The organism is Rhodoferax sp. (assembly GCF_028689295.1).
Lineage (GTDB): Bacteria > Pseudomonadota > Gammaproteobacteria > Burkholderiales > Burkholderiaceae_C > Rhodoferax.
In genome coordinates, this window is the sequence record NZ_JAQTWL010000010.1 from 71,838 (window position 1) to 97,025 (window position 25,188).

Consider the following 25,188-nt stretch of genomic DNA (forward strand, 5'->3'; position numbering starts at 1 on the left):
CGGCTTCAGGCTTTGCGTGCAGCGTTGCGACGCGAGCGACGTTGCAACATCTGCATCAGCAGGAACAGCGTGGTGGAAAAAATGATCATGATGGTAGCCACCGCCGTCAGCGCCGGGGTCATGCTGTCGCGCAGACCCGAGAACATTTCGCGCGGCAAGGTGCGCTGGTCGGGGCCAGCCACCAGCAATGCAATCACCACGTCGTCAAACGAAGCGGCAAATGCAAACAGCGCGCCCGATGCCATGGCGGGCATGATGCTGGGCAGCGTCACGCGAAAAAATGTCACAAGCGGTTTGGCACCACAGGCCGCTGCAGCACGCGCCAGATTGGGGTCGAGCAGTTCCAGTGCGGTGAGTACTGGCACCACCACAAACGGTACGGCGATCACCGTGTGTGCAATGACCATGCCGGTATAGGTGCTGGTCAGGTTCATTGGTGCGAGAAAGAAGTAGGTTGACACGGCGATCAAAATCACCGGCACGATCATGGGCGACAGCACGATCAGCTTGAGCGACTCGGCCCACCAGGTTTTCTTGCGCATCAGACCCAGCGAAGCCATGGTTCCCAGCAACACCGAGATGACGGTGGCCCAGGCCCCGATATACAGCGAGTTGCCCAAAGCGCCTAGCCACTTGCCACCAGTGAACACTTCCTCATACCAGCGCAGCGACAGTCCTGGCAGCGGATAGGTCAAAAATGAGCCACTGGAAAACGACAGTGGGATGATGGCTGCAATCGGCGCCAACAAAAAAACCAGCACACCGGCACAAAACAGCCAGTACAGCAGTTTCCAAGGAAATTTAAAGGTTTTCATGCGCAACTCATCCCATCGACAGCGCTCGGCCACCCGAGAGCTTGTGCGCCACGCCATACAACATCATGGTGGCACCCAGCATCACCAGACCGAGCGCCGATGCCATCCCCCAGTTGCCGGTATCGGTGGTGTAGGTGGCGACAAAGTAAGACAGCATCTGGTCTGACCCGCCACCCACCAGCGCTGGTGTGATGTAGTAACCCATGGCCAAAATGAACACCATCAGCGAACCGGCCACGATGGCCGGTGCCGCCATAGGCAAGTAGACGCGCAAGAACGCCACCACCGGCGGCGCGCCCAGGCTGGCCGCAGCCCGCATGTAATTGGGCGATATGCCTTTGAGCACGCCATACAGTGGCAGGATCATGAAGGGCAGCAGCACATGGGTCATGGCAATCAGCACACCCGTGCGGTTGTAGATCAGGGTGAGTGGTTCGGCGATCAGGCCCAGTTTCATGAGCACGGTGTTGATCAGTCCCTCGCGCTGCAGCACCACCACCCAGGCCGCAGTGCGCACCAGCAGCGAGGTCCAGAACGGTAACAGCACCAGAACCATGAGCCAGTTGGCGGTTTTTTCGGTGACTTGCGTGAGCAACATGGCCACCGGAAAACCCATCAGCAGGCACAACAGCGTCACGCTCAAACTGATGCCCAGAGTGCGCATCAGCACGTCGATATAGATCCGGTTGGATTCCGATGTCAGTTCGATGGCACCTTGGGCATCGCGCGTCAAGTCAAAGGCGGCCAGCAAGTAATAGGCGGATACCGGGCCGCGTGCGCGCTGCACGGCGGCGAAAAATTCCGGGGAAGCAAGGGTTGGGTCAATCTCGGCAAAAAAAGCAGCGGTAAACACAGTTTCGGGTTGGGCGGCACCCACTGCTCTGGCGGCACGCATCATTGTGCTGCGAACGCCATTGACCTCGTAGTTAAGGCGTCGCGCCGCATCGGCCAGCGTGTCGGCTTCACGCGCTTCAATCAGGTCTTTGGCCAGGCCCGCAAAGGCGGGTGCCGGCACGGGTTGACCGCCTTGCCAGGACTGCAAAGCCGTCAAGGTTCGGGGCAGCGCACGAGGCACCTCGGCCTCGCGCACCGCCAGTGACAACAGCCACAGCATCGGCACAACAAAAAATACCAGCAAAAACCCGGTCAGGGGAAGCAGCAGGGCAGTTCGTTGGCGGATCATCATGGTAGTGTCACTGTCTCAGATCAGCGGGCTTACTTGGTGCCGGCCCACTTGGTCCAGCGTTCAGCCAACTTGTCGCCGTTGTCGATCCAGAACTTGACATCTTCCGCAAAAGCGACTTTCAGGTTGTTCGGATTGGTGGGAAGGTCACCCAGCAAAGATTTGTCGACCATTGGGGCGGCTGCGGCATTGGTCACGCCATAACGCACGTATTTGGGCAGTTTGGCCTGGTTTTCAGCGCGGCCCATGAACTCTACCAGCTTCTCGGCGTTGGCCTTTTGAGGCGTGCCTTTCATGATGACCCAGCTATCCATGGTGTAGGGTGTGTCTTTCCAGACCATCTTGAAGTTCTTTTTGTCTTTGTCGTTGGCAGCCGTGATGCGGCCGTTGTAAGCGGTGGTCATGACCACATCGCCAGCAGCGAGCATCTGGGGTGGCTGGGCACCACTCTTCCAGAACACCAGATCACCCTTGATGGTGTCGAGCTTCTTGAACGCGCGCTCCACGCCATCATTGGTGCGCAACACCTTGTAGACATCTTTGGAGGACACGCCATCGGCGATCAGAGCCACTTCAAGATTCCACTTGGCACCGTTGCGAATAGAACGTTTGCCCGGAATTTTCTTGGTATCAAAAAAGTCAGCCCATCCATTGGGAGCGGTCTTCATCTTGTCACCGTCATAAGCCAGCACCAAGTTGTAGATGATGGCGCCAACACCGCAGGTATGGGTCGTGCCTGGCAAATAACGTGAGGCACCGCCGATTTTGTTGAGGTCGAGTTTTTCGTAAAGGCCTTCGTCGCAGCCGATTTCGAGCTCGTCTGACTCCACCTGCACCACGTCCCAGTTGTTGTTGCCACCCTTGATTTTGGTGCGCAAAACACCCAGACCACCATCCCATGCTTCGTCAGTCAGCTTGGTGCCGGTGGCATTGAATGGCTTGAAGAAGACTTCCTTTTGCCCGTCCTGATAGGCACCACCCCAAGACACGACGTTGAGGTCGCGCGACTGTGCCATGGCCTGACTGCCCATGCAGGCCATCGTAACGGCCCCGGCAACGGTGGCCCAAAGTTGTTTTTTCATGTAGTTTGCTCCAGAGTAATAAAGAAATGAACTTTTCGAACCATCAAAATACCCATGCGTCTTCAGGCCGAAAGCCCAGACACAGGTTTTGCCCCACCACCAAACCCTGAGGCAGCGCCCCGGGGTTGATCTTTGCAAACCATTGCGGCCGCTCATTGGCCTGACCCGTTGCGGCACCAGTGAGCTGTGCAACCAGGCGCCAGTGATCTCCCTGGTGGATCAGGTCTACCAAGGTTGCGCTGATGCAGTTACTGGTGCCAAGCGCCGAGGGGTCGCTTGCCACGCGCAAGAATTCGGGCCGCACACACAGCGTAGCGGCTGCGGCAGGTGCGCCGCTGAGGTCCTGGCGCTGGCGGGACACCAAGTTCAGGCCATCCGACGTTTTCACCACCGCATGGGTGTTGTCGCCGCTTGAGCCGGGCACCACCGAAATCATGTTGTTGTCGCCAAGAAAGCTGGCCACGAAGGGATTGATCGGCGCGTCATAGAGCTCTTTGGGCGAAGCGAGTTGCTCGATGCGCCCATGGTTGAACACCGCCACCCGATCCGACAGCGTCATGGCTTCAGATTGGTCGTGGGTGACGAACACCATGGTGACACCGAGCTCGCGGTGCAGGCGGCGGATTTCAAGTTGCATTTCCTCACGCAGCTTTTTGTCCAGCGCGGACAGCGGTTCGTCCATCAGCACCAGACGCGGCTCAAACACCAGCGCACGGGCCAGTGCCACCCGCTGCTGCTGACCGCCAGATATCTGGTTGGGCTTGCGCTGGGCAAAGGCTTCGAGCCGAACTTTCGCCAAAGCTGCGCGCACTCTCTCGGTAATCTGATCCTGGGGCAACTTGCGCACCGACAGCGGAAAGGCCACGTTCTCAGCCACCGTCATGTGGGGGAACAGCGAGTAGCTCTGAAACACCACACCCATGTTGCGTTGATGCGGTGGCAGCGATTCGATGGACTTGCCCTCGAAGCGGATGGCACCCGAAGTTGGTGCCTCAAAGCCGGCCAGCATCATCAGCGTGGTGGTTTTGCCAGAACCCGAAGGGCCTAGCAAGGTGAGGAATTCACCCGCTTCAATGTGCAAGTTCAGGTCATCCACGGCAGCTTGGTTACTGCCGACATAGTGCTTGAAGACGTGGTCAAACTCGATCAATGCCATCGTGTACCAACTTTCAGGTAGATCAGTCGCGCCAGGATTGCACCCAGGCCAGCGTGTCAGCCAGCGCCAGTGCGGTGCGTTCCATCATGGTGTCAATTTCGGCTTCGGTAATGATCAGGGGTGGCGAAAAGGCAATCACATCGCCCATGAGCACCCGCAATATCAATCCGTGCGCCTGCGCCCGGCGCACAAAGTAAGCACCAACGCCCCGCTTGGGGTCAAACGGCAGGCGCTTGGACGGGTCGGCGGCAAGCTCCAGCGCGCCAATCAGACCCAGGCCGCGCGCCTCGCCAACAATGGGGTGACCGGCAAACTTTTGCAGTCCGGCCTGCAGGCTTGGGGCGACCTTTTGCACATGACCGATCACGTTGTCTGATTCATAAATACGCAGGGTTTCGATGGCCACGGCACAGGCCAGCGGGTGGCCACTGTAGGTGTAGCCATGTCCAAAAATGCCAATGGCGGCGCTGGCATCGGCTACAGCCTGGTAAATTTTGTCCGACACATACAGCGCCGACAGCGGCACATAGGCAGAGGTGACCATTTTGGCCACGGTGATGATGTCGGGCTTCAAATCAAACACCTGGGTACCAAAAGCCTGGCCGAGCCGACCAAAGCCGGTGATGACCTCGTCGACAAGGAACAAGATATCGTGGCTCTTCAATATGGCCTGCACCCGGTCAAAGTAACCTGCGGGCGGAATAAGCACCCCACCGGCACCCTGAACTGGCTCGGCAATGAAAGCGGCGATGGTGTCTGCACCTTCGCGGGCGATGGTGTCTTCAAGCTCTTGCGCCAGTCGCTCGACAAACTCAGCTTCAGTTTCACCTGGCAGGCCAAACTGGTACAGGTGCGGGCAGCTCACCCGAACAATGCCAGGTATCGGCAGGTCAAAGCCCTGGTGCATGGTGCTCAGGCCCGACATGGAGGCAGCTGCCACGGTAACACCGTGGTAGGCCTTGTTGCGGGCAATGATTTTTTTCTTGTTGGGCCGACCCAGTGCGTTGTTGTAATAATGCACCAGTTTGAAAGCAGTGTCATTCGACTCCGACCCCGAGTTGGCAAACAGCACGCGTGCCATTGGAACCGGTGACCACTTGATCATGGCCTTGACCAGTTCGGTCACCGGGCCCGGAACCTTGCCGGTGAAAGAGTGGTAGTAGGGCAGGGTGGACATCTGCCGCGTGGCGGCATCGACCAGGCGTTTTTCGGAGAAGCCCAGGGATGCACACCATAGACCGGCCATACCCTCGATGTAGGCCTTGCCATGTTCGTCAAACACCTGCACACCTTCGCCGCGAACGATCACCAGCGGGCCTTCTTGTTCGAGCTCGCGAAGTTGGGTATAGGGATGAAGGTGGTGGCGGGAGTCGTTTTCGCCAGCGATGGTCATTGGTTTAGCAGTTTCGGTCATGACGGTTTTTCTTCAATGTCCTTGGGATGGCAAAACGCTCGTGTAAAAAGGATGACAAGCGGTTTTAGCGACGCAAATAGTGTGCCAGTCAGACCACTGCGGCCAGGCTGGCTTCGATGATGTCCAGCCCTTCGTTCACGATCGCATCGCTGGCCGTCAGAGGCACCAGAATACGCACCACATTGCCATAAGTGCCGCAGGTCAGCAGAATTAAACCGCGCTTGGTGGCCTCTGTCGCCAGGGCCTTGGCCAAATCAGCATTGGGAGCGTGAGCGTCGCCGTTTTTGCACAGCTCAATCGCCACCATGGCACCCAGGCCGCGCACATCACAAATGCGTTTGTCTTTGGTGGCCATGGTTTTCAGGCGCGCCATCATGTGGGCTCCGAGCTTGCGACTGCGCTCCAAAAGGTTTTCTTTCTCGAACACATCCAGCACCGCCAGCGCGGCCGCACAGGCAATGGGGCTACCGGCATAAGTGCCACCCAAACCCCCGGCAGCGGGCGCGTCCATAATCTCGGCGCGGCCCACCACGCCAGAGATCGGATACCCCCCCGCCATGGATTTGGCCACCGTGATCATGTCGGGGGCGACACCGCTTTGCTCAATGGCAAACCAGGTGCCGGTGCGGCCTGCCCCGGTCTGAATTTCGTCGGCAATCATCACAATGCCATGCTGGTCACACAACGCGCGCAGGCGCTGCAAAAAGTCTGTTGGGGCCACGTTAAAGCCGCCCTCACCTTGGACGGGTTCGACAATGATGGCGGCCACGCGACTGGCTTCAATGTCGTTCTTAAAAATGGTTTCTACAGAAGCTATAGCATCATCCACAGATACACCATGCGCTGCATTGGGAAACTGGGCGTGAAAGATTTCACCAGGGAAAGGGCCAAAACCCAGCTTGTACGGTGCCACTTTGCCTGTCAGGCCCAAGGTGAGCAGGGTGCGGCCGTGGTAGCCACTGGTAAAAGCGATGACACCGGGGCGCTTGGTGTATGAGCGAGCAATTTTGATGGCGTTTTCTACCGCCTCAGCGCCGGTGCTTAAAAATAAGGTTTTTTTGGCGAAGTTGCCTGGTGCCAATGCATTAAAGCGCTCAGCCAGTTCCACGTAGGGCTCATAGGCCAACACCTGAAAGCAGGTGTGGGTGTAAAGGTCGATTTGTTTTTTGACCGCTTCCTTGATTTCTGGGCGGCAGTGGCCGGTATTGAGCACCGCAATACCACCGGCAAAGTCGATGTAGCGTTTGCCCTCGACGTCCCACACCTCGGCGTTTTCGCCGCGTGCAATGAAGACTTCGTGGCTTTGGCCGACGCCACGGGGAATGGCAGCGCGGCGACGTTCCATCAGGGCGGCGTTGGTTTTTTGGGTTTGGGTCAGCATATCGCTCCTGATCAGTTGGCTGGCGTTGATAAAGTGGCGCAACTGTAGTTGTGACTCCCTTGCTTAACCATATACAGTTAGATCTTTTTTAAGGATGTACTGTGCAGCCTTGGCCGCCAATACAGACAAACCCTAATAGACCGATGTTCACGCTCAATCCGCAAAGTTCCACACCCCTGGTGATGCAAATCGTGGCAGGTTTCTGCAAAGCCATTGACGAGGGTGAACTGCGACCGGGCTCCAAGGCGCCGTCGATTCGCCAGTTTGCCCACGCCCACAACGTCAGCGTCTTCACCGTGGTCGACGCCTATGACCGGCTGGTGGCGCAGGGCTACTTTGCGTCACGCCCGCACTCGGGGTTTTTTGTCAAGCAGAGGCCGACCTCTGTGACAGTCCTGCCGGGGCACGGCCCCAACTTCAGTTTTGACTCGATGTGGTACCTGCGCCGCATTTTCGAGAACCGCGCCCTGCGCATGAAACCCGGCTGCGGCTGGCTGCCGGGCGACTGGCTGTTTCAGGACGGGGTGCGCCGCGGCCTGCGCAGTCTGGCCACCGACGAGGTGGATCTGGGTGGATATGGCGAGCCCAAAGGCTACCTGCCGTTACGCAAAATGGTGCGTGAAATGCTGGCCGAGCAGGAAATTGCCGTCACGGCCGATCAGGTGCTGCTCACCCAAGGTTCCAGCCAGGCCATGGACCTGGTGGCGCGCCGTCTGGTGCGCCCGGGCGACGCGGTGCTGGTCGATGACCCCGGCTATCCCAACCTGTTGTTTTCATTGCGATTTCTGGGCGCTCGTCTGATCGGCGTGCCGCGCACCCCGACGGGCTACGACCTGGTGACGCTGGAGCGGCTGGTGCTGGAAGAAAAACCCAAGGTCTTTTTTACCCAGCCCCGTTTGCAAAGCCCCACCGGCTCGGTGGCACAGCTGGCGCACCTGCACCGGGTGATGCAACTGGCGGACAAGCACGATTTCCTGGTGGTTGAAAACGACATCTATGCCGAACTGGATCCGGAACCGCGGCCTTCGCTGGCCAGTCTGGACCAGCTCAACCGGGTGATCTATATCAGCAGTTTTTCCAAAACCATTTCGCCCAACATCCGCGTCGGCTACCTGGCAGCCAACCCTGATTTGCTCGAAGACCTGGCCCAGCTCAAAATGATTTCAGGCTTGACTTCCTCAGAGTTCAGTGAGCGGTTGGCGCATGGCGCCCTGACTGACGGACGCTGCCGCAAACATGTGAAAGGGCTGCGTGAGAGGCTGGCCAAGGCGCATGTGGACGCCGCCTCACGCCTGCTGAAGGTCGGTTTCGAGATTTTTTGCGAACCCAAGGCGGGCATTTTTCTGTGGGCGAGGCACCCGGCCATTGCCGATTCGGCCGAACTGGCCTACAAGGCCGCCGAGCAGGACATTTTGCTGGGTCCCGGGCACTTGTTCAGCCCCGATTTGCAGACCAGCCCGTGGCTTCGCTTCAACGTGATCTTCTGTGACGAGCCGGCCCTGTTTGCCTTTTTGGAGGCGCAGTGCAAAGCGCCCTGATCACCTAAAATCCGTGGCTTTGACATCAAACCAGGTCTTTCACGCCATGAATCCAACCGCCACCCCGGTGACCGTCGCCGACATTCGCAAGACCTTTCTCGACTTTTTCGACTCCAAAGGCCACACCGTGGTGGCCAGCAGCCCGCTGGTGCCGGGCAACGACCCCACGCTGATGTTCACCAACTCGGGCATGGTGCAGTTCAAGGACGTGTTTTTGGGGTCTGACAAGCGCAGTTACGTGCGCGCCGCCTCGGTGCAGGCCTGCCTGCGCGCGGGCGGCAAACACAACGACCTGGAAAACGTGGGCTACACGGCGCGCCACCACACCTTTTTCGAGATGCTGGGTAACTGGAGCTTTGGCGACTATTTCAAGCGCGAATCGATCCATTGGGGCTGGGAATTGCTCACGCAGGTTTTCAAGCTGCCGCCCGAGCGACTGCTGGCCACCGTGTATGCCGAAGACGACGAGGCTTATGACATCTGGACCCGGGAGATCGGCCTGCCGCCCGAACGCGTGATCCGCATCGGCGACAACAAGGGCGCGCGCTACAAGTCCGACAATTTCTGGATGATGGCCGACACCGGCCCCTGCGGCCCGTGCTCCGAGATTTTTTACGACCACGGCGACCACATCCCCGGCGGCCCCCCGGGCAGTCCGGATGAAGATGGCGACCGTTTCATCGAAATCTGGAACCATGTGTTCATGCAGTTCAACATGGCCGAAGACGGTTCGGTCGCGCCTTTGCCAGCGCCCTGCGTCGATACCGGCATGGGCCTGGAGCGCCTGGCTGCCATCCTGCAGCATGTGCACAGCAACTACGAGATCGACCTGTTCGACGCCCTGATCAAGGCCGCCGCCCGCGAAACCCGTTGCGACGACCTGGGCAACAACTCGCTCAAGGTGATTGCCGACCACATCCGAGCCACCGCTTTTCTGGTGAGCGATGGTGTGTTGCCTGGCAATGAGGGCCGCGGCTATGTGCAGCGCCGCATCATCCGCCGCGCCATTCGCCATGGCTACAAGCTGGGACAGAAAACCCCGTTTTTCCATAAGTTGGTGCCCGATCTGGTTGCCGTCATGGGCGCTGCCTACCCCAGTCTGGCGACCCAGGCGGACCGCATCATCGACGTGTTGCGGGTCGAGGAAGAGCGCTTTTACGAGACCCTCGAAGTGGGCATGCAGATTCTGGACGAGGCTCTTGCCGATGGCATCAAGGTGTTGCCAGGTGACGTGGCTTTCAAGTTGCACGACACCTTTGGCTTTCCGCTGGACCTGTCGGCCGACGTCTGCCGCGAGCGCGGCTTGACTGTCGATGAGGCGGGTTTTCATGCCGCCATGGAAAAGCAGAAGGCGCAGGGGCGTGCTGCCGGCAAATTCAAGATGGACAAGGCGCTGGACTACAGCGGGGTGGGCAATGCATTTGTCGGTTACGAACAATTGACGGCTGCCACGGACGTTGTGGCGATCTATGTGGACGGTGTTAGCGCCACTGAAATCAAGGCGGGTCAAAACGGTGTGGTCGTGCTGGCCACAACGCCTTTTTATGGCGAAAGCGGCGGCCAGGTCGGCGACGCCGGGGCTATCTTCAGTGATGCCGCCCTGTTCGAAGTCGCAGATACGCAAAAAATCAAGGCCGATGTGTTCGGCCACCACGGCGCGCTCAAGACCGGCGCGCTCAAGTTGGGCGACACGGTCACGGCGCATGTCAACACCAGTCTGCGCCTGGCCACCCAGCGCAACCACTCGGTCACGCACCTGATGCACAAGGCCCTGCGTGAGGTGCTGGGCGGCCATGTGCAGCAAAAGGGCAGTCTGGTGAATGCAGACCGCACACGCTTCGACTTTGCCCACAATGCGCCGGTCACTGACCCGGAAATTCGCGAGATCGAGGCCCGCGTGAATGCCGAAATTCTGGCCAACACCGCCACCCAGGCGCAGGTGATGGACATCGAATCGGCGCAAAAAACCGGCGCCATGATGCTGTTCGGAGAAAAATACGGTGAATCGGTGCGTGTGCTCGACATTGGCAGCAGCCGAGAGCTTTGCGGCGGCACCCATGTGGCGCGCACCGGTGACATCGGTCTGTTCAAGGTGGTGGCCGAGAGCGGCGTGGCCTCGGGCATTCGCCGCATCGAGGCCGTAACCGGCACCCATGCGCTGCTGTATTTGCAGCAGTTGGAAGACACCGTCGGCCAGACCGCCAGCGCGCTCAAAGCGCCGGTCGCCGAGGTCAATGAGCGCCTGGTGTCGGTGCTGGAGCACGTCAAAACACTGGACAAGGAATTGGCCGCACTCAAGGGCAAGTTGGCCAGCGCCCAGGGAGACGACCTGCTCAGCCAGGCGCAAGACATCAAGGGCGTCAAGCTGCTGGTGGCCCGCCTTGAGGGTGCCGATGTCAAAACCCTGCGCGACACCATGGACAAGCTCAAGGACAAGCTCAAAACTGCGGTCATCGTGCTCGGCGTGGTTGATGGCGCCAAGGTGCAGATCGCCGTGGGCGTGACGCCTGACATCACGGCCAAGGTCAAGGCGGGTGAGCTGGTCAACTTTGTTGCCGGCCAGGTGGGCGGCAAGGGCGGTGGCAAGCCCGACATGGCCATGGCCGGCGGCACCGAACCCGCCAAATTGGCATCGGCCTTGGCCAGCGTGCTGGGCTGGGTGGAGCCCAAGCTTTGATGAACGCCACCGATGAACCCATTTCTTTGTAGGAACGGCGCCCGCGCCGCGATTGCCCCATTTTTTGGCTTTAACTTAAACAACATCCCATGAGTGCATTTTTGAATGAAACTGTTTTAAGCGTCCACCATTGGACCGACCGCCTGTTCAGCTTCACCACCACGCGCGACGAGACGCTGCGCTTTTCCAACGGCCACTTCACCATGATCGGCCTGCGTGTGGACGGCAAGCCGCTGCTGCGCGCCTACAGCATCGTCAGCCCCAACTACGAAGACCACCTGGAGTTTTTGAGCATCAAGGTGCAAGACGGCCCGCTCACGTCCAAGCTGCAGCATATCAAGGTCGGCGACAAGATTGTGGTGGGTAAAAAACCCACCGGCACGCTGCTGATCGACTACCTGCTGCCTGGCAAAAACCTGTACCTGTTTGGCACCGGCACCGGCTTGGCGCCGTTTTTGAGCATTGTGCGCGACCCCGATACTTACGAAAAATTTGAAAAAGTGATCCTGGTGCACGGTGTGCGCCAGGTGGCCGAGCTGGCCTATCACGACTACCTGACGCTGGAACTGCCCGACCATGAGTTTCTGGGTGACATGGTGACCGAGCAAATGTTGTACTACCCCACGGTGACGCGCGAGCCCTACAAAAATCAGGGTCGCATCACGGATTTGATTGAATCGGGCAAATTGCAGGCTGATTTGGGCTTGCCCAAGTTCGACCCCGCCACCGACCGCGCCATGCTTTGCGGCAGCCCCGCCTTGCTCAAAGACCTGAAGGTTATTCTGGAGAAGCGTGGTTTCCTCGAAGGCAACACCACCAAGCAGGGTGACTTTGTGGTCGAACGCGCCTTTGTGGAACAGTAAATATGACCTATCACCTCTACGCCATCGGCAACGCGCTGGTCGATACCGAATACGAAGTCTCCGAAGATCAGCTACTGACGGCCGGTGTTGCCAAACGCCACATGACCCTGATCGACTCGCCGCGCCGAGCCGAGTTGCTCCAGCATGTGCACAGCGTCAAGTCACACCGCACCGGCGGCGGCTCAGCCGGCAACACTGTGGTCGCGTTGGCACAACTGGGTGGACGCGCGTTTTACTCGTGCCGTGTGGCCGATGACGAGCTGGGTGACTTTTATACCAAAGACCTGCTCGCGCATGGCGTCGCCACCAACCTCACGCACACCAAACCGTCCAAGGGCCAGACCGGCAGCTGCATGGTGATGGTGACGCCAGACGCCGAGCGCAGCATGAGCACTTTTCTGGGCGCCACCGCCGACATCGACGCCACCGCGCTGCATCCGCACGACATCGTCAAGGCCCGCGTGTACTACATGGAAGGCTACCTGGCTGCCTCTCCCACCGGCCTGGCCGCAGCTTTGCAGGGCAGGGCGATCGCGGCGCAGGCGGGGGTCAAGCTGGCCACCACGCTGAGCGACATGAGCATGATCAACTTCTGTCGCACCGGTCTGGACGCCATGGTAAGTGACGACCTCGATTTCTTGTTCTGCAACGAAGAAGAAGCCCAAGTCTGGTGCGGCACCACGGATCTGGCGCAAATCTGTCAGCACATGGCCCGGCAGGCGCGCACCGTGTGCCTGACGCGCAGCGCCAAGGGCTGTCTGGTGCTTGAAGGCGGCACCATCACCGAAGTGCCCGCAGCTCAGGTCAAGGCCATCGACACCAACGGCGCCGGGGATATGTTTGCCGGCGCTTTTTTGTATGCTGTCACGCACAGCCACAGCCACGCTCAGGCCGCCTGGCTGGCCAATCAATGCGCCGGGCGCGTCGTCGCCCAATACGGCAACCGCCTCAGCCATGAGGCGATGGCCAGCCTGAAAGGCGACTTCGCCCAGCACATTGCCAACAGTTAATGCGGAATCTGCCCGTGAGAAGTCACGGTAAAGATGCGTTAAACCTGCCCGATCAACCCTAATTTATAGGGTTTTCGTTCATCGTCTGTTCAGGTTCAAGCGTTAAACTCGCACCCATGCAGGCTCGGCTGCAAATTTTTTTTTCAACTCTAAAGGAAATTTAGCTATGACAACGCGTCGCGTATTCATGATGCAATCGGTTCTGGGTGCCAGCGCTTTGGCTTCAGGTGTGGCAATGGCTGCGGTCCCCATGGTGGCCGAAACCGATGCCAACGCCAAGGGCCTGGGTTACGTGGCTGACTCTGCCAAAGCTGATGGCAAGAAGTATCCCAAGCACGCTGCCACGCAAGCATGCAACAACTGCGCCCTGTACCAAGGCAAGGCTGGTGCCGCTTCCGGTCCGTGTCCGCTCTTTGCCGGCAAAGAAGTGTCGGCCAAAGGCTGGTGCAGCGCCTACGCCAAGAAGGCCTAAGCCCGCCAACTGGATTCGTCCGGTTCACGCAAAACCCACCCTCGCGGTGGGTTTTGTTTTTGGGCATGTCGTGTCAGGGCGATACTAAATTTCGGATAATCGACGCATGAACCCATCTATCAATGCTGACCCGGCCGAACTGGCCAAATTTTCTGACCTGGCCCACCGCTGGTGGGATGCCGACGGCGAATTTCGTCCGCTGCACCAAATCAACCCCTTGCGCCTGGCCTGGATCAACGGTTTGTGCCCGCTCCCGGGCAAAACCGCGCTCGATGTGGGCTGTGGCGGCGGCATCCTGACTGACTCGCTGGCGCGCTCGGGCGCGATGGCCACCGGCATCGATCTGTCCACCAAGGCACTGCGCATTGCCCAACTGCACGCCATGGATGCGCAAACCGACCACGTGCAATACCGCGAGATCAGCGCCGAAGCCATGGCGCTTGAGCAGCCCGCGGGGTTCGACGTGGTGACCTGCATGGAAATGCTTGAGCACGTGCCCGACCCGGCATCCGTGGTGCAGGCCTGCGCCACCCTGGTCAAGCCGGGTGGCTGGGTATTTTTCTCCACGCTCAACCGCAACCCCATGTCCTTCCTGCAGGCCATCGTGGGGGCTGAATATGTGCTCAACATGCTGCCACGCGGCACCCACGAATTTGCCAAGTTCATCCGACCCAGCGAACTCGCGGGCTTTTGCCGCCGCGCCGGCCTGAATGTGATGCAATCGCGCGGCTTGTCGTTCAATCCGCTCACCCAGCGCTACTGGCTCAACAGCAACACCAGCGTCAATTACCTGCTGGCCACACAAAAACCGGCAGGCCTGCCAGCGTGACGGCCCAGCGCGCCCGTTTTGCCAATGTGCAAGCCGTGCTGTTCGACCTGGACGGCACGCTGATCGACAGCGCCCCCGACCTGGCCGCCGCCGCCGATGCCATGCGCGTGGTGCGCGGTCTGCCATCCTTGCCGTTCGCGCAATACCGACCCATGGCTGGCGCCGGCGCCCGGGGCCTGCTGGGCGTGGCGTTCGGCATGACTCCCGAGCACGCTGATTACGACACCTTGCGCGAAGAGTTTTTTTGCATTTATGAGCGCAACCTGACCCAACGCACCCAAATTTTCGACGGCGTGCCAGAGTTGCTGGAGAGTTTTGCCAGCCAAGGTGTGAAGTGGGGCGTGGTGACCAACAAGTCAGAGCGCTTTACCCTGCCGCTGACCGCCTCGATGACGTTGTTCGCCACGGCGGGCGCCATTGTCAGTGGCGACTCCACGCCCTTTGCCAAGCCGCACCCGGCACCCTTGCTCGAAGCCGCCCGCCGCATGGGAGTGGATGCCAGCCGCTGCGTCTATGTGGGCGACGACGAACGCGACATCGTGGCTGGTCTGGCCGCTGGCATGGCCACCGTGGCAGTCACCTATGGCTACCTTGGCGCGCAGGCAGACACCAGCCGGTGGGGCGCTAATGCCACAATTCATTGTGTGAATGAACTGCTGCCGCTCTTGCAATTTTCCGGCATGGCCTAAAATAGCTAACTTGGGGCTGCACTGGTTTCGACGTGGATTCGGACGCGCGGCAGGGCATGTCGAGCTGAATGGGCTCGTAAAACAGATTCAAAAAAACTAACTGCAAACGACGAACGTTTCGCACTCGCTGCTTAATTGCACGTGAGCCTCACAACAGTCAGCCGATCGGCTGGGCAAGGGTAGCGCAAGCTGTCCAGGCTGTGGGGTAATCTTATTCGGCTGGGCCTGCCTTGGGTAACTTAGGGTGGGTTGAGAAAATAGGTTGCTGGCGATTTGCATAGCGTGCCACTGCGCGATGTGAAAAGCGAGATCTAAATCAGACGGCTACACATGTAGAACTGTTCGAAGAAGGTTTGCGGACGCGGGTTCAAATCCCGCCAGCTCCACCATACATAGAAAGCCCAACTGTTTTCAGTTGGGCTTTTTCTTTGGAAAATAACCAATGTTTACGAGCACTTACGCGAATTGCCCCTTGAGTTTTTTGCTTTGAAACTTGGGTATCTTTGGCAACTGACTGCGATTACCGGCCCGGGCGGCTGGAGCCGCTGATTTTGAGCCGGATGCTTTTGACGTCAAGCCCTTTGACCCGCAGCTGCGATTCGAAAGCGGGAACAAGCTGGCGCAGTTTGGCGGCCGTGGTGGTGTTGGTCAGCAGCAGGCACCAGACCCCTTCGTCAAGTGGGCCAGCGGTGACGTTTGGACGGAGTGTGTCGGGGATCAGGGGGAAAATTGCGTCCAGGCGCGCCTTGGAGGCGCGGTTCAGCTCCATCAGTTTGGCCAGGCTGGTGTTGTTCTGGCTGGCTTGCAGCAAGGTAACAGATGGCTGGCGTCGATTCATGTTGACAGGGGGTGATGAGAGATGCCAATGATTATCAAGGATGACTGGGTGGCCAAAACAGCCGCCAGTGGATCAGACAGGCGCTTGGTGTGCGTGGCCCGTACACGGGTAAAATCAGCGTGTTTGTTGGTGTTGTCCTAAGCTTGACTTCGGTTGCACCGTCCCCATTTCAGTCAGATTGTAAAAAAGGATTGCGTTGCAGGTTGACCCCAAAGGTTGGCACTGCGCGCCGCGTATTCATGGCCACCAACTTCCTCACCAAAATTTTCGGCAGTCGCAATGACCGCCTGATCAAAAAATACCGCAACACGGTAGCCAAAATCAATGCCTTGGAAGCCGGCTTCGAGAAACTCTCGGATGACGACTTGCGGGCCAAAACCGAGGCTTTCAAAGACCGGTTGGCCAAGGGAGAATCGCTCGATGCCTTGCTGCCCGAAGCCTTTGCCGTGGTGCGCGAGGGCTCCAAACGCGTCATGAAAATGCGCCCGTTCGATGTGCAATTGCTCGGCGGCATGTCCTTGCACAACGGCAAGATTTCCGAAATGGGCACCGGCGAGGGCAAAACCCTGACCGCCACCTTGCCCGTTTATCTGAACGCCCTGAGCGGCAACGGGGTGCACGTGGTCACGGTCAACGACTACCTGGCCAATCGCGATGCGCAATGGATGGGCCGGCTGTACAATTTTTTGGGCTTGTCGGTGGGCATCAACCTGCCCAACATGTCGCGCGAAGAAAAACAGGCCGCCTACCGTTCCGACATCACCTACGGCACCAACAACGAATACGGCTTCGACTACCTGCGCGACAACATGGTTCATGAGGCCGGCGACCGGGTGCAGCGCGGCCTGAACTACGCCATCGTCGATGAGGTGGACTCGATTTTGATCGACGAGGCGCGCACGCCGCTCATCATCAGCGGCCAGGCCGAGGACCAGACCGATTTGTATGTGGCCATCAACCGCATCGTGCCGCAACTGGAAAAGCAGGAAGGCGAGGCCGACCCGCACACCGGCGAAGGCATCACCAAGGTGGGCGACTTCACGCTCGATGAAAAAACCCGTCAGGTATTTCTGACCGAGCGCGGCCACGAAAACGCCGAGCGCATCCTGTTCGAGATGGGCCTGCTGGCCGAAGGCGCCAGCCTGTACGACCCCGCCAACATCACGCTGATGCACCATCTGTACGCGGCACTGCGGGCCAACCACCTGTACCTGCGTGACCAGCATTACGTGGTGCAGGCTGGCGAGGTGGTGATCGTGGACGAGTTCACCGGGCGCCTGATGAGCGGGCGGCGCTGGAGCGAAGGCCTGCACCAGGCGGTGGAAGCCAAGGAAGGCGTGGCGATCCAGCCCGAAAACCAGACCTTGGCGTCGATCACGTTCCAGAACTACTTCCGGCTCTATGGGAAGCTGGCCGGCATGACCGGCACCGCCGATACCGAGGCCTACGAGTTCCAGGAAATTTACGGTCTCGAGACGGTGGTGATGCCGCCCAACAAGCCCAGCCGCCGCGATGACCAGCTCGATCGCGTCTATAAGACCACCAAAGAAAAATACGACGCAGCCATCAGGGATATCCGCGAATGTTATGAGCGCGGTCAACCGGTGCTGGTGGGCACCACCTCGATCGAAAATTCCGAGGTGATTGCCGAGTTGCTGGAAAAGGCAAAGCTGCCGCACCAAGTGCTCAATGCCAAGCAGCACGCCCGCGAAGCCGATATCGTGGCGCAGGCGGGCCGCGCCAAGATGATCACCATCGCCACCAACATGGCGGGCCGCGGCACCGACATCGTGCTGGGCGGCAACATCAGCAAAACCATCGAGGCGATCGAGGCGGATGAATCGCTCGATGCCGCGCAGAAGCAGCAGCAGATCGACGCCTTGAACGCCCAATGGGCCAAGGACCACGAACTGGTGACTTCGCTGGGTGGCCTGCGCATCATCGCCACCGAGCGTCATGAGTCGCGCCGCATCGACAACCAGCTGCGCGGCCGCTCGGGGCGCCAGGGCGACCCCGGGTCGTCGCGCTTTTACCTTAGCCTGGACGACGCGCTGATGCGCATCTTTGCCGGTGAGCGCGTCAAGGCGATCATGGACAAGCTCAAGATGCCAGAAGGCGAAGCCATCGAAGCGGGGATGGTGACGCGCTCCATCGAGAGCGCCCAGCGCAAGGTGGAGGCGCGCAACTTCGACATGCGCAAGCAATTGCTTGAATACGACGACGTGGCCAACGACCAGCGCAAAGTGATCTACCAACAGCGCAACGAGATTCTGGACGCGACCGACCTGTCGGCGCAAATCCAGTCGCTGCGCGAAGGTTGCTTTGAAGACGTGGTGCGCCAGTATGTGCCGGTGGAGTCGGTGGAAGAGCAGTGGGACTTGCCGGCGCTGGAACGCGTGCTTTCCGATGAGTGGCAGCTCACTTTGCCGCTGCAGCATCAGGTGAACGCAGCAAGCGCCATCACGGACCACGACATTCTGGACACCGTGCGCAACCATGCGAACACCGTGTTTGACGAAAAAGTGACTTTGGTGGGCAATGAGAACTTCACCCAGTTCGAGCGCATGGTGCTGCTGCAAACCATCGACAGCAACTGGCGCGACCACCTGAGTTCGCTGGACTACCTGCGCCAGGGCATCCACTTGCGCGGTTACGCCCAGAAGCAACCCAAGCAGGAGTACAAGCGTGAAGCATTCGAGCTCTTCGGTCAGATGCTCGATGCCGTCAAGAACGAAGTCACCAAGATTCTGATGACGGTGCGCATCCAGTCCAACGAAGATGCGGCCGCCGCTGCCGTCGAGCTGGAAAACCGGGCCGAGCGCATCAGCAACGTCACCTACACCGCGCCCACCGAGACCGGCGAGGTGCAAATCAAGGTGGACGAAACGACCATGCCGGTTGTTGTGCCGCGCGTGGGACGCAACGAACCCTGCCCCTGCGGCAGCGGCAAAAAATACAAGCAGTGCCACGGCAAACTGGCCTGAGAAAGTATCTGCCATGTCCGTTCACCTGGCTCCCCCCAACCCTGCTGAATTGTTTCCAATTGCCGGCGTGCGCATCGGTGTCACCGAGGCCGGTATCCGCAAGGCCAACCGCAAAGACCTGACCGTTGTGCTGATCGACGACGGCGCTTCGGTGGCTGGCGTTTTCACGCAAAACCGCTTTTGTGCCGCGCCGGTACAGCTTTGTCGGGAACACTTGGCAGCAGGCCAAGGCATTCGCGCCATGCTGATTAATACCGGCAACGCCAATGCCGGCACTGGTGATGACGGGCTGGCGCGGGCGTCCAGCACTTGTCAGGCCCTGGCCGACCGGCTGGCCTTGATCAAGCAGCAGGTGCTGCCGTTTTCGACCGGGGTCATCATGGAAACCCTGCCGATTGAACGCATCGAAGCCGGGCTGGACGCGGCGCTGGCCGATGCCAAAGTGGATAACTGGCTGCGCGCGGCCGAGGCCATCATGACCACCGACACCGTGCCCAAGGCCTTTGGTGCGCAACTGATGCTTGACGGCACGCTCGTGAGCATCACTGGTATCAGCAAGGGGGCCGGCATGATACGCCCCAATATGGCGACCATGCTGGGTTTCATGGCGACCGATGCCTGCGTCAGCCCAAGCCTGATGAAGCAATTGGCCACCGAGCTGGCCGAGGGCTCGTTCAACCGCGTCACTGTCGATGGCGATACCTCGACCAACGACTCTTTTGTAGTGATTGCCAGCAACCGGGCGGCGCACGCGCCGATCACCTCGCTGACTAGCCCCGCTGGCCAGGCGCTCAAGGCCGCCATGCTGGGCGTGGCGCGCCAATTGGCGCAGGCCATCGTGCGCGACGGCGAGGGCGCCACCAAGTTCATCACCATCCAGGTCGAAGGCGGCAAGACCCGGGCCGAGTGCCGCCAGGTGGCTTATGCGATTGCGCATTCGCCCTTGGTCAAAACCGCATTTTTTGCCAGTGACCCCAACCTCGGTCGGATTCTGGCCGCCGTGGGTTATGCCGGCATTACCGACCTGGACCAAACTGGCATCGACTTGTACCTGGACGAGGTGCCGGTGGCGCTCAAGGGCGGCCGCAACCCCGACTACCGCGAGGAAGACGGCCAGCGTGTCATGAAGCAGGCCGAGATCACGGTGCGCGTGGGCTTGGGTCGGGGCGACGCGGTAGATACCGTGTGGACTTGCGACCTGAGCCACGACTATGTGTCGATCAACGCCGATTACCGCTCATGAATGCCAGTTTCGAGCATTTGCTGTTGCGTGCCGAGCAACTTATCACCCGCATCGAATCGGTCTTGCCACAGCCGCTTAAGGCACCCGACTGGAACGCGTCGAGCGCCTTTCGTTACCGCAAGCGCAGCTCCGGCCGGGCCACGCTGGAGCCGGTGCGCCATATCGGCGCCATGGCCTTGGCCGACCTGAAGGAAATCGAACCGCAAAAGGAAAAAATCCGTCGCAACACGCTGCAATTTGTCAACGGACAACCGGCCAATAATGTGCTGCTGACCGGCGCGCGCGGCACCGGCAAATCGTCGTTGATTCGCGCCTGCCTGAATGAATTTGCCGCGCAGGGCCTGCGCCTGATCGAGGTGGACAAGGCTGATCTGACCGACCTGCCCGACATCGTCGATCTGGTGTCGGAGCAGCCCTTCAAGTTCATCGTGTTTTGCGACGACCTGAGCTTTGACGAGGGCGAGCCCGGCTACAAGGCGCTCAAGTCGATCCTGGACGGCTCGGTGGCCGCCACCACCGCCAATGTGCTGATTTACGCCACCAGCAACCGGCGTCATTTGCTGCCCGAATACATGAAGGAAAACCTGAGCTACACCCACTCCGCCGACGGTGAAGTGCATCCGGGCGAGGTTGTGGAAGAAAAGATTTCGCTGTCCGAGCGCTTCGGCCTGTGGGTGAGTTTTTACCCGTTCTCACAAGACGAGTACCTGACCATCGTGGCCCAGTGGCTGGCGTCCTTCGGCGTGTCGACTACCGCCATTGAGGCCGCGCGGGCGCAAGCACTGGTGTGGGCACTGGAGCGCGGTTCGCGCAGCGGCCGCGTGGCTTACCAGTTCGCCCGTGACTACGCCGGTCAGCACGCGATGGCCGAATGAGCGCACGCGAGGCATCGATGCCGCTGGTGGCTGATGCTGCCCAGCCGCGCCAGGGTGGCGCCGACCGTGCTGTGGTGGATGTGGCGGTGGGTGTGCTGATCCGGCCCGATGGTGATTTTTTGCTCACATCGCGCCCGGCAGGCAAAGTCTATGCCGGTTACTGGGAATTTCCGGGCGGCAAGTTCGAGCCAGGTGAGTCGGTGCAACAGGCGCTGCAACGTGAGTTGCAGGAAGAACTGGGCATTCACATTGACCGCATTGAAGCCTGGCGGCAGGAACTGGTGGACTACCCGCACGCTCTGGTGCGCCTGCATTTCTGCAAGGTAAGGGCTTGGTCGGGTGAACTGCAAATGCGCGAGGCCCAGTCGTTTGCCTGGCAGCGCCTGCCGGTGTCGGTCAGCCCGGTGCTGCCCGGCACGGTGCCGGTGCTGCAGTGGCTGGCGCAGGAGCGCGGCGCTTAGTCGGGCAAAAAATCTTCGGGGGGCTCCACGGCGGGCACGGCAAACTGCTCGCTGGCCCATGCGCCCAGGTCGAGCTGTTTGCAGCGCTCCGAGCAGAACGGGCGATAGCGGTTGCTGGCGGCATAGACGCTGATGCCGCCACACCCCGGACAGGTGACTATTCTGGTGGGTGCGACGGGTTCAAGGTCTGGCTGGCTCATGCGCACAAGGCCAGTTCCAGGCTGACGTCTTCGGTGATGGCTTGCAGACGATTGTCTTCGCCTTGATGCATCAGCCGCACCGACACCATCAGACGGTTGCCGCTGATTTCAGGCACCATTTCCAGTGCTTCATCGATCGCCAGACGCAGCAATAAAAAGGTGCGTCCTTGCGGCAGGCTTTGTTGCAACTGCCCGCTGTTGACAATGACCTTTTGCGGTGCGCCGGAGTCGCGCAATAATTTGAGCAACAGGTGCACCGCGCCGGCCAGCGGTGCAAGGGTCAGGGACCATTGATGCAATTGCGCCTGCCTGACCGCACTGGGCTTGTGCTGCCATGCGTGGTAGGAGGGCAGGTCAAAACCGCAGGTGCCACCCGGGATGACAATGCGGCTGCGAATGGCCATGAGCCATTCGTTTTCGGTCAAGGGCTGGCCAATTTTGCCGGGCAAGATGTTCAGAGCTTCAAAGCACTGGTCGATTTGCCCGACCACGTCATCGAGCACTGACTCGGCAATGGCCGGGTTGCCGCGGTAGCTGTCAAGGATATGCTTTTGCTTGTCCAGGTCTTTCAGCAGATCGGATTTGAGGTCGGAGCGCATGCTGACTTCGAGAATCTCGAACAGGGTTGCCAGCGCAAAGTGGTGATCCATGGCATCGACGCGCGGCAACAATTGTTGCAGGTGGATGAAAAGATGCTCCAGCCGCAAATAGGTGCGAATGCGTTCTTGCAAAGGGAATTCGTAAAGGATCACGCTAATTCTTCAATCGGTCAGGTCGTAAGCTGCAATGATAGCCGGAAGCGCGGTGCCAGGGCCTCCACTTCCAGGCTCAAATCCTCAAGCGTCACACCCTCATTGAAGATCACGCTGTCGGCTGCCTTCAGGCGGCGCAAGCGGCTGCTCTGGTTGACCATGATGGCCTCGACCACCTGGCGTGTCATGGCATTGCGCGCCATGACACGCGCGATCTGGGTTTCCGCCAGGCAGTCCACCACCAGCACATGGTCCACCTTTTGGCGCCAGGTGAGTGACTCCACCAGCAAGGGGACATCGAAAACGATACAGCAATGACCGGCTGCCCGGGCAGCGCTGGCCTGTTGCCCGGTTTCTTTGGCCACCAGCGGGTGGATGATGGCTTCGAGTTGCTGTCTGGCATCGGGATCGGTGAAAGCCAGAGCGCGCATTCGGTCGCGATTCAGCGCCCCGTCGGCGGAGAGGAAGCCGGCGCCAAAATTCCGGGCAATGGCCGCCATGGCTGCACCCTCGGGAGCGGTGAGCTGGCGCGCAATGGCATCGGCATCGATCACGGCTGCACCAATCCGGGCCAGCAGGGCAGCCACGGTACTTTTGCCGCTGCCAATGCCGCCGGTCAGGCCGACATGAAACGGTGCCTGCACGTTTTTATAACCCGACGGCCTTGAGGATGGCGTTGGGTCCGAGCACCATGGCCGTGATGCCGGCCATCGACAAAAAGGGCCCAAACGGGACGTAACCGCCTTCGCGCAGCTTGCTGGAGAACTTCATTGCGATGCCCACCACGGCGCCGATCACCGAAGCCATCAGGATGATGGGAATGAGGGCTTGCCAGCCAAACCAGGCACCCAGAGCGGCAAACAGCTTGAAGTCACCATAACCCATGCCCTCCTTGCCGGTCACCAGTTTGAAGGCCCAGTACACCAGCCAGAGCGACAGGTAGCCGCCCACGGCACCCCAGAAGGCATCTGACAGATCGATCGAGGTCAGATTCAGTGCGGCACATGCCAGACCGGCCCACAGCAGCGGCAGCGTCAAGTCATCCGGCAACAGCGTGGTGTCCCAGTCGATCAGGGTGAGCGCCAGCAAGGCCGCACAAAAGGCGCACCAGGCCAGCCCGGTGGCATTGATTCCCCACTGCCAGCCACACCAAAAAAACAGCAGCCCGGTGACCCCTTCAACCAAGGGATAGCGCAGGCTGATGCCCACCTTGCAATGTCCGCAGCGCCCGCGCAGTACCAAGTAGCTCAGTAGCGGGATATTTTCATACCAACTGAGCTGATGGCAGCAACTTTGACAGCGCGAGCGCGGCACCACCAGATTGAAGGGGGCGCTCTCGGGCGGGGTTTGACCCTGCAGGTCGGCGCACTCGGCTTTCCACTGGGCTTCGAGCATGACCGGTAAGCGGTAAATGACCACGTTGAGAAAACTGCCGATCAGCAGCCCCAAAATACCCAGCAGACTGGCATCCATGCCTGGCGAGCCACTCATCAGACCACCTGTCCGAGCTTGAAGATGGGCAGGTACATGGCGACCACGATGCCGCCGATGACGGTGCCCAGGATCACGATGATGATGGGTTCCATCAGGCTCGAAATACCAGCGACCATGTCGTCCACCTCCGACTCGAAAAAGTCGGCTGCCTTGCCCAGCATGTGATCAATGGAGCCGGATTCTTCACCAATGGCGGACATTTGCAGCACCATGGACGGGAACAGGTTGGTATTGGTCATGGCCGCTGTGAGCGCGGTGCCGGTGGAAACTTCCTGCTGAATTTTGACCGTGGCCAATTCGTACACCGAGTTGCCGGACGCGCCACCCACCGAGTCCAGCGCTTCGACCAGCGGCACGCCGGCGGCAAACATGGTGGACAGCGTGCGCGTCCAGCGAGCGATGCATGATTTTTCGACCAAGGTCCCGAATATGGGCAATTTCAGCATGATGCGGTCCATCACGAGCTGCATTTTTTTGCTGCGCCGCCACGCCTGCATGAAGAAATAAAAACCACCACCGATGCCGCCAAAAATAAGCCACCAGTACTGCACGAAAATTTCACTGATGGCAATCACCATCAGGGTCGGCGCCGGCAGGTCGGCGCCGAAATTGGAAAACACTTCCTTGAATGCCGGCACGACAAAAATCATGATCACCGCAGTCACCACAAAAGCCACGACCAGCACCGAGATGGGGTACATCAGGGCCGATTTGATCTTGGATTTCATGGCCTCGGTTTTTTCCATGTAAACCGCCAGCCGGTCCAGCAATTGGTCCAGGATACCGGCGGCTTCGCCGGCCTCGACCAGGTTGCAGTAAAGGTTGTCGAAGTACAGCGGGTACTTGCGAAAGGCCACGCTCAGCGAGGTTCCGGTTTCGACATCGTTGCGGATGTCGTTGAGCAGTCGGGTCATGCTGGGATTGGGGTTGCCACGGCCTACGATGTCAAAAGCCTGTAGCAGCGGCACACCCGCTTTCATCATGGTGGCGAGCTGGCGCGTAAATATGGCGATGTCCTTGGGTTTGATGGAGCGGCCAGCACTCATGCGCCTTTTTTTGATTTTGGTAGGCATGATGCCCTGGCGGCGCAAGGAGGCTTTAACCTGGTTTTCACCTCCAGCGCGTGTCTCTCCGCGCACCTGCTTGCCGTTGCGGTCCTTGCCTTCCCACTCAAAGACAAATTCCTTGATGGATTTTTTTTCGGTTGCCATAGGATGTTGAAAGGTTGAGTT

23 protein-coding genes and 1 other RNA gene are annotated in these 25,188 nt (G+C 59.6%); 12 read left to right on the plus strand and 12 right to left on the minus strand.

What is annotated here, in order from left to right; translation table 11 throughout:
* Positions 1-5 precede the first annotated feature (5 nt).
* The 6 genes from PHF15_RS10310 to gabT form a co-directional block, all read right to left on the minus strand.
* A complete protein-coding gene (locus PHF15_RS10310) occupies positions 6-815 on the minus strand; it encodes an ABC transporter permease (RefSeq protein ID WP_300120891.1) in 810 nt (269 codons plus the stop codon).
* A gap of 7 nt (positions 816-822) precedes the next feature.
* A complete protein-coding gene (locus tag PHF15_RS10315; RefSeq protein WP_300120893.1) occupies positions 823-2,001 on the minus strand; it encodes an ABC transporter permease in 1,179 nt (392 codons plus the stop codon).
* Between the two features lie 29 nt (positions 2,002-2,030).
* A complete protein-coding gene (locus PHF15_RS10320) occupies positions 2,031-3,080 on the minus strand; it encodes an ABC transporter substrate-binding protein (protein ID WP_300120895.1) in 1,050 nt (349 codons plus the stop codon).
* A 43-nt stretch (positions 3,081-3,123) separates the two neighbouring features.
* Positions 3,124-4,236 carry an ABC transporter ATP-binding protein gene (locus tag PHF15_RS10325; RefSeq protein ID WP_300120897.1) on the minus strand — a complete coding sequence of 371 codons (1,113 nt, stop codon included), beginning with the start codon at positions 4,234-4,236 and terminating at the stop codon, positions 3,124-3,126.
* A gap of 22 nt (positions 4,237-4,258) precedes the next feature.
* Positions 4,259-5,650: an aminotransferase gene (locus tag PHF15_RS10330; RefSeq protein ID WP_300120899.1), complete on the minus strand. Its 1,392-nt coding sequence runs from the start codon at positions 5,648-5,650 to the stop codon at positions 4,259-4,261.
* A gap of 88 nt (positions 5,651-5,738) precedes the next feature.
* Positions 5,739-7,031 (minus strand): 4-aminobutyrate--2-oxoglutarate transaminase, encoded by a 1,293-nt coding sequence (gene gabT, locus PHF15_RS10335; RefSeq protein WP_300120901.1) that lies wholly within the window; start codon positions 7,029-7,031, stop codon positions 5,739-5,741.
* Between the two features lie 143 nt (positions 7,032-7,174).
* Between gabT and PHF15_RS10340 the strand changes: the two genes are divergently transcribed.
* From PHF15_RS10340 to ssrA, 8 genes are all read left to right on the plus strand, one after another.
* The gene (locus PHF15_RS10340) at positions 7,175-8,569 is read left to right on the plus strand and encodes a PLP-dependent aminotransferase family protein (RefSeq protein WP_300120903.1); all 1,395 of its coding nucleotides are present in this window, start codon (positions 7,175-7,177) and stop codon (positions 8,567-8,569) included.
* Between the two features lie 46 nt (positions 8,570-8,615).
* Positions 8,616-11,246, plus strand: coding sequence for an alanine--tRNA ligase (gene alaS, locus PHF15_RS10345; RefSeq protein WP_300120995.1), 2,631 nt, complete (start codon positions 8,616-8,618; stop codon positions 11,244-11,246).
* Between the two features lie 89 nt (positions 11,247-11,335).
* Entirely contained in the window at positions 11,336-12,109 is a 774-nt protein-coding gene (locus PHF15_RS10350) for a ferredoxin--NADP reductase (protein ID WP_300120905.1), read from the plus strand.
* 2 nt (positions 12,110-12,111) lie between these two features.
* On the plus strand, positions 12,112-13,119 hold the full coding sequence (locus PHF15_RS10355) for an adenosine kinase (RefSeq protein WP_300120907.1): 1,008 nt from the start codon (positions 12,112-12,114) through the stop codon (positions 13,117-13,119).
* 166 nt (positions 13,120-13,285) lie between these two features.
* Entirely contained in the window at positions 13,286-13,591 is a 306-nt protein-coding gene (locus PHF15_RS10360) for a high-potential iron-sulfur protein (RefSeq protein ID WP_300120909.1), read from the plus strand.
* Between the two features lie 106 nt (positions 13,592-13,697).
* On the plus strand, positions 13,698-14,420 hold the full coding sequence (gene ubiG / locus PHF15_RS10365; RefSeq protein WP_300120911.1) for a bifunctional 2-polyprenyl-6-hydroxyphenol methylase/3-demethylubiquinol 3-O-methyltransferase UbiG: 723 nt from the start codon (positions 13,698-13,700) through the stop codon (positions 14,418-14,420).
* Entirely contained in the window at positions 14,417-15,109 is a 693-nt protein-coding gene (locus tag PHF15_RS10370) for an HAD-IA family hydrolase (RefSeq protein ID WP_300120913.1), read from the plus strand. The genes ubiG and PHF15_RS10370 overlap by 4 nt, the downstream gene beginning before the upstream one ends.
* A 12-nt stretch (positions 15,110-15,121) precedes the next feature.
* Positions 15,122-15,498, plus strand: a transfer-messenger RNA (tmRNA) gene (gene ssrA / locus PHF15_RS10375).
* 131 nt (positions 15,499-15,629) lie between these two features.
* On the opposite strand, the gene PHF15_RS10380 is transcribed toward ssrA, so the two are convergent.
* Positions 15,630-15,947, minus strand: a complete 318-nt coding sequence (locus PHF15_RS10380) for a hypothetical protein (protein ID WP_300120915.1) — start codon at positions 15,945-15,947, stop codon at positions 15,630-15,632.
* A 239-nt stretch (positions 15,948-16,186) separates the two neighbouring features.
* Here PHF15_RS10380 and secA point away from each other — a divergent pair, with 239 nt between their 5' ends.
* From secA to PHF15_RS10400, 4 genes are read left to right on the plus strand one after another with little or no spacing between them, the layout of a single operon-like run.
* On the plus strand, positions 16,187-18,931 hold the full coding sequence (gene secA / locus PHF15_RS10385; RefSeq protein ID WP_300120917.1) for a preprotein translocase subunit SecA: 2,745 nt from the start codon (positions 16,187-16,189) through the stop codon (positions 18,929-18,931).
* A 13-nt stretch (positions 18,932-18,944) separates the two neighbouring features.
* Positions 18,945-20,174 carry a bifunctional glutamate N-acetyltransferase/amino-acid acetyltransferase ArgJ gene (gene argJ, locus PHF15_RS10390; RefSeq protein WP_300120919.1) on the plus strand — a complete coding sequence of 410 codons (1,230 nt, stop codon included), beginning with the start codon at positions 18,945-18,947 and terminating at the stop codon, positions 20,172-20,174.
* A complete protein-coding gene (locus tag PHF15_RS10395; RefSeq protein ID WP_300120921.1) occupies positions 20,171-21,049 on the plus strand; it encodes an ATP-binding protein in 879 nt (292 codons plus the stop codon). The genes argJ and PHF15_RS10395 overlap by 4 nt, the downstream gene beginning before the upstream one ends.
* Positions 21,046-21,510 carry an NUDIX domain-containing protein gene (locus tag PHF15_RS10400; protein ID WP_300120923.1) on the plus strand — a complete coding sequence of 155 codons (465 nt, stop codon included), beginning with the start codon at positions 21,046-21,048 and terminating at the stop codon, positions 21,508-21,510. Before PHF15_RS10395 ends, PHF15_RS10400 begins: the two co-directional genes overlap by 4 nt.
* On the opposite strand, the gene PHF15_RS10405 is transcribed toward PHF15_RS10400, so the two are convergent.
* From PHF15_RS10405 to PHF15_RS10425, 5 genes are read right to left on the minus strand one after another with little or no spacing between them, the layout of a single operon-like run.
* Positions 21,507-21,710: a DNA gyrase inhibitor YacG gene (locus PHF15_RS10405; RefSeq protein ID WP_300120924.1), complete on the minus strand. Its 204-nt coding sequence runs from the start codon at positions 21,708-21,710 to the stop codon at positions 21,507-21,509. The genes PHF15_RS10400 and PHF15_RS10405 overlap by 4 nt on opposite strands.
* Positions 21,707-22,462 carry a cell division protein ZapD gene (gene zapD, locus PHF15_RS10410; protein ID WP_300120925.1) on the minus strand — a complete coding sequence of 252 codons (756 nt, stop codon included), beginning with the start codon at positions 22,460-22,462 and terminating at the stop codon, positions 21,707-21,709. Before zapD ends, PHF15_RS10405 begins: the two co-directional genes overlap by 4 nt.
* A 17-nt stretch (positions 22,463-22,479) precedes the next feature.
* Entirely contained in the window at positions 22,480-23,106 is a 627-nt protein-coding gene (gene coaE / locus PHF15_RS10415) for a dephospho-CoA kinase (RefSeq protein WP_300120926.1), read from the minus strand.
* A gap of 4 nt (positions 23,107-23,110) precedes the next feature.
* Positions 23,111-23,953 carry an A24 family peptidase gene (locus PHF15_RS10420; protein ID WP_300120927.1) on the minus strand — a complete coding sequence of 281 codons (843 nt, stop codon included), beginning with the start codon at positions 23,951-23,953 and terminating at the stop codon, positions 23,111-23,113.
* Entirely contained in the window at positions 23,953-25,167 is a 1,215-nt protein-coding gene (locus PHF15_RS10425) for a type II secretion system F family protein (protein ID WP_300120929.1), read from the minus strand. The genes PHF15_RS10420 and PHF15_RS10425 overlap by 1 nt, the downstream gene beginning before the upstream one ends.
* Positions 25,168-25,188 lie beyond the last annotated feature (21 nt).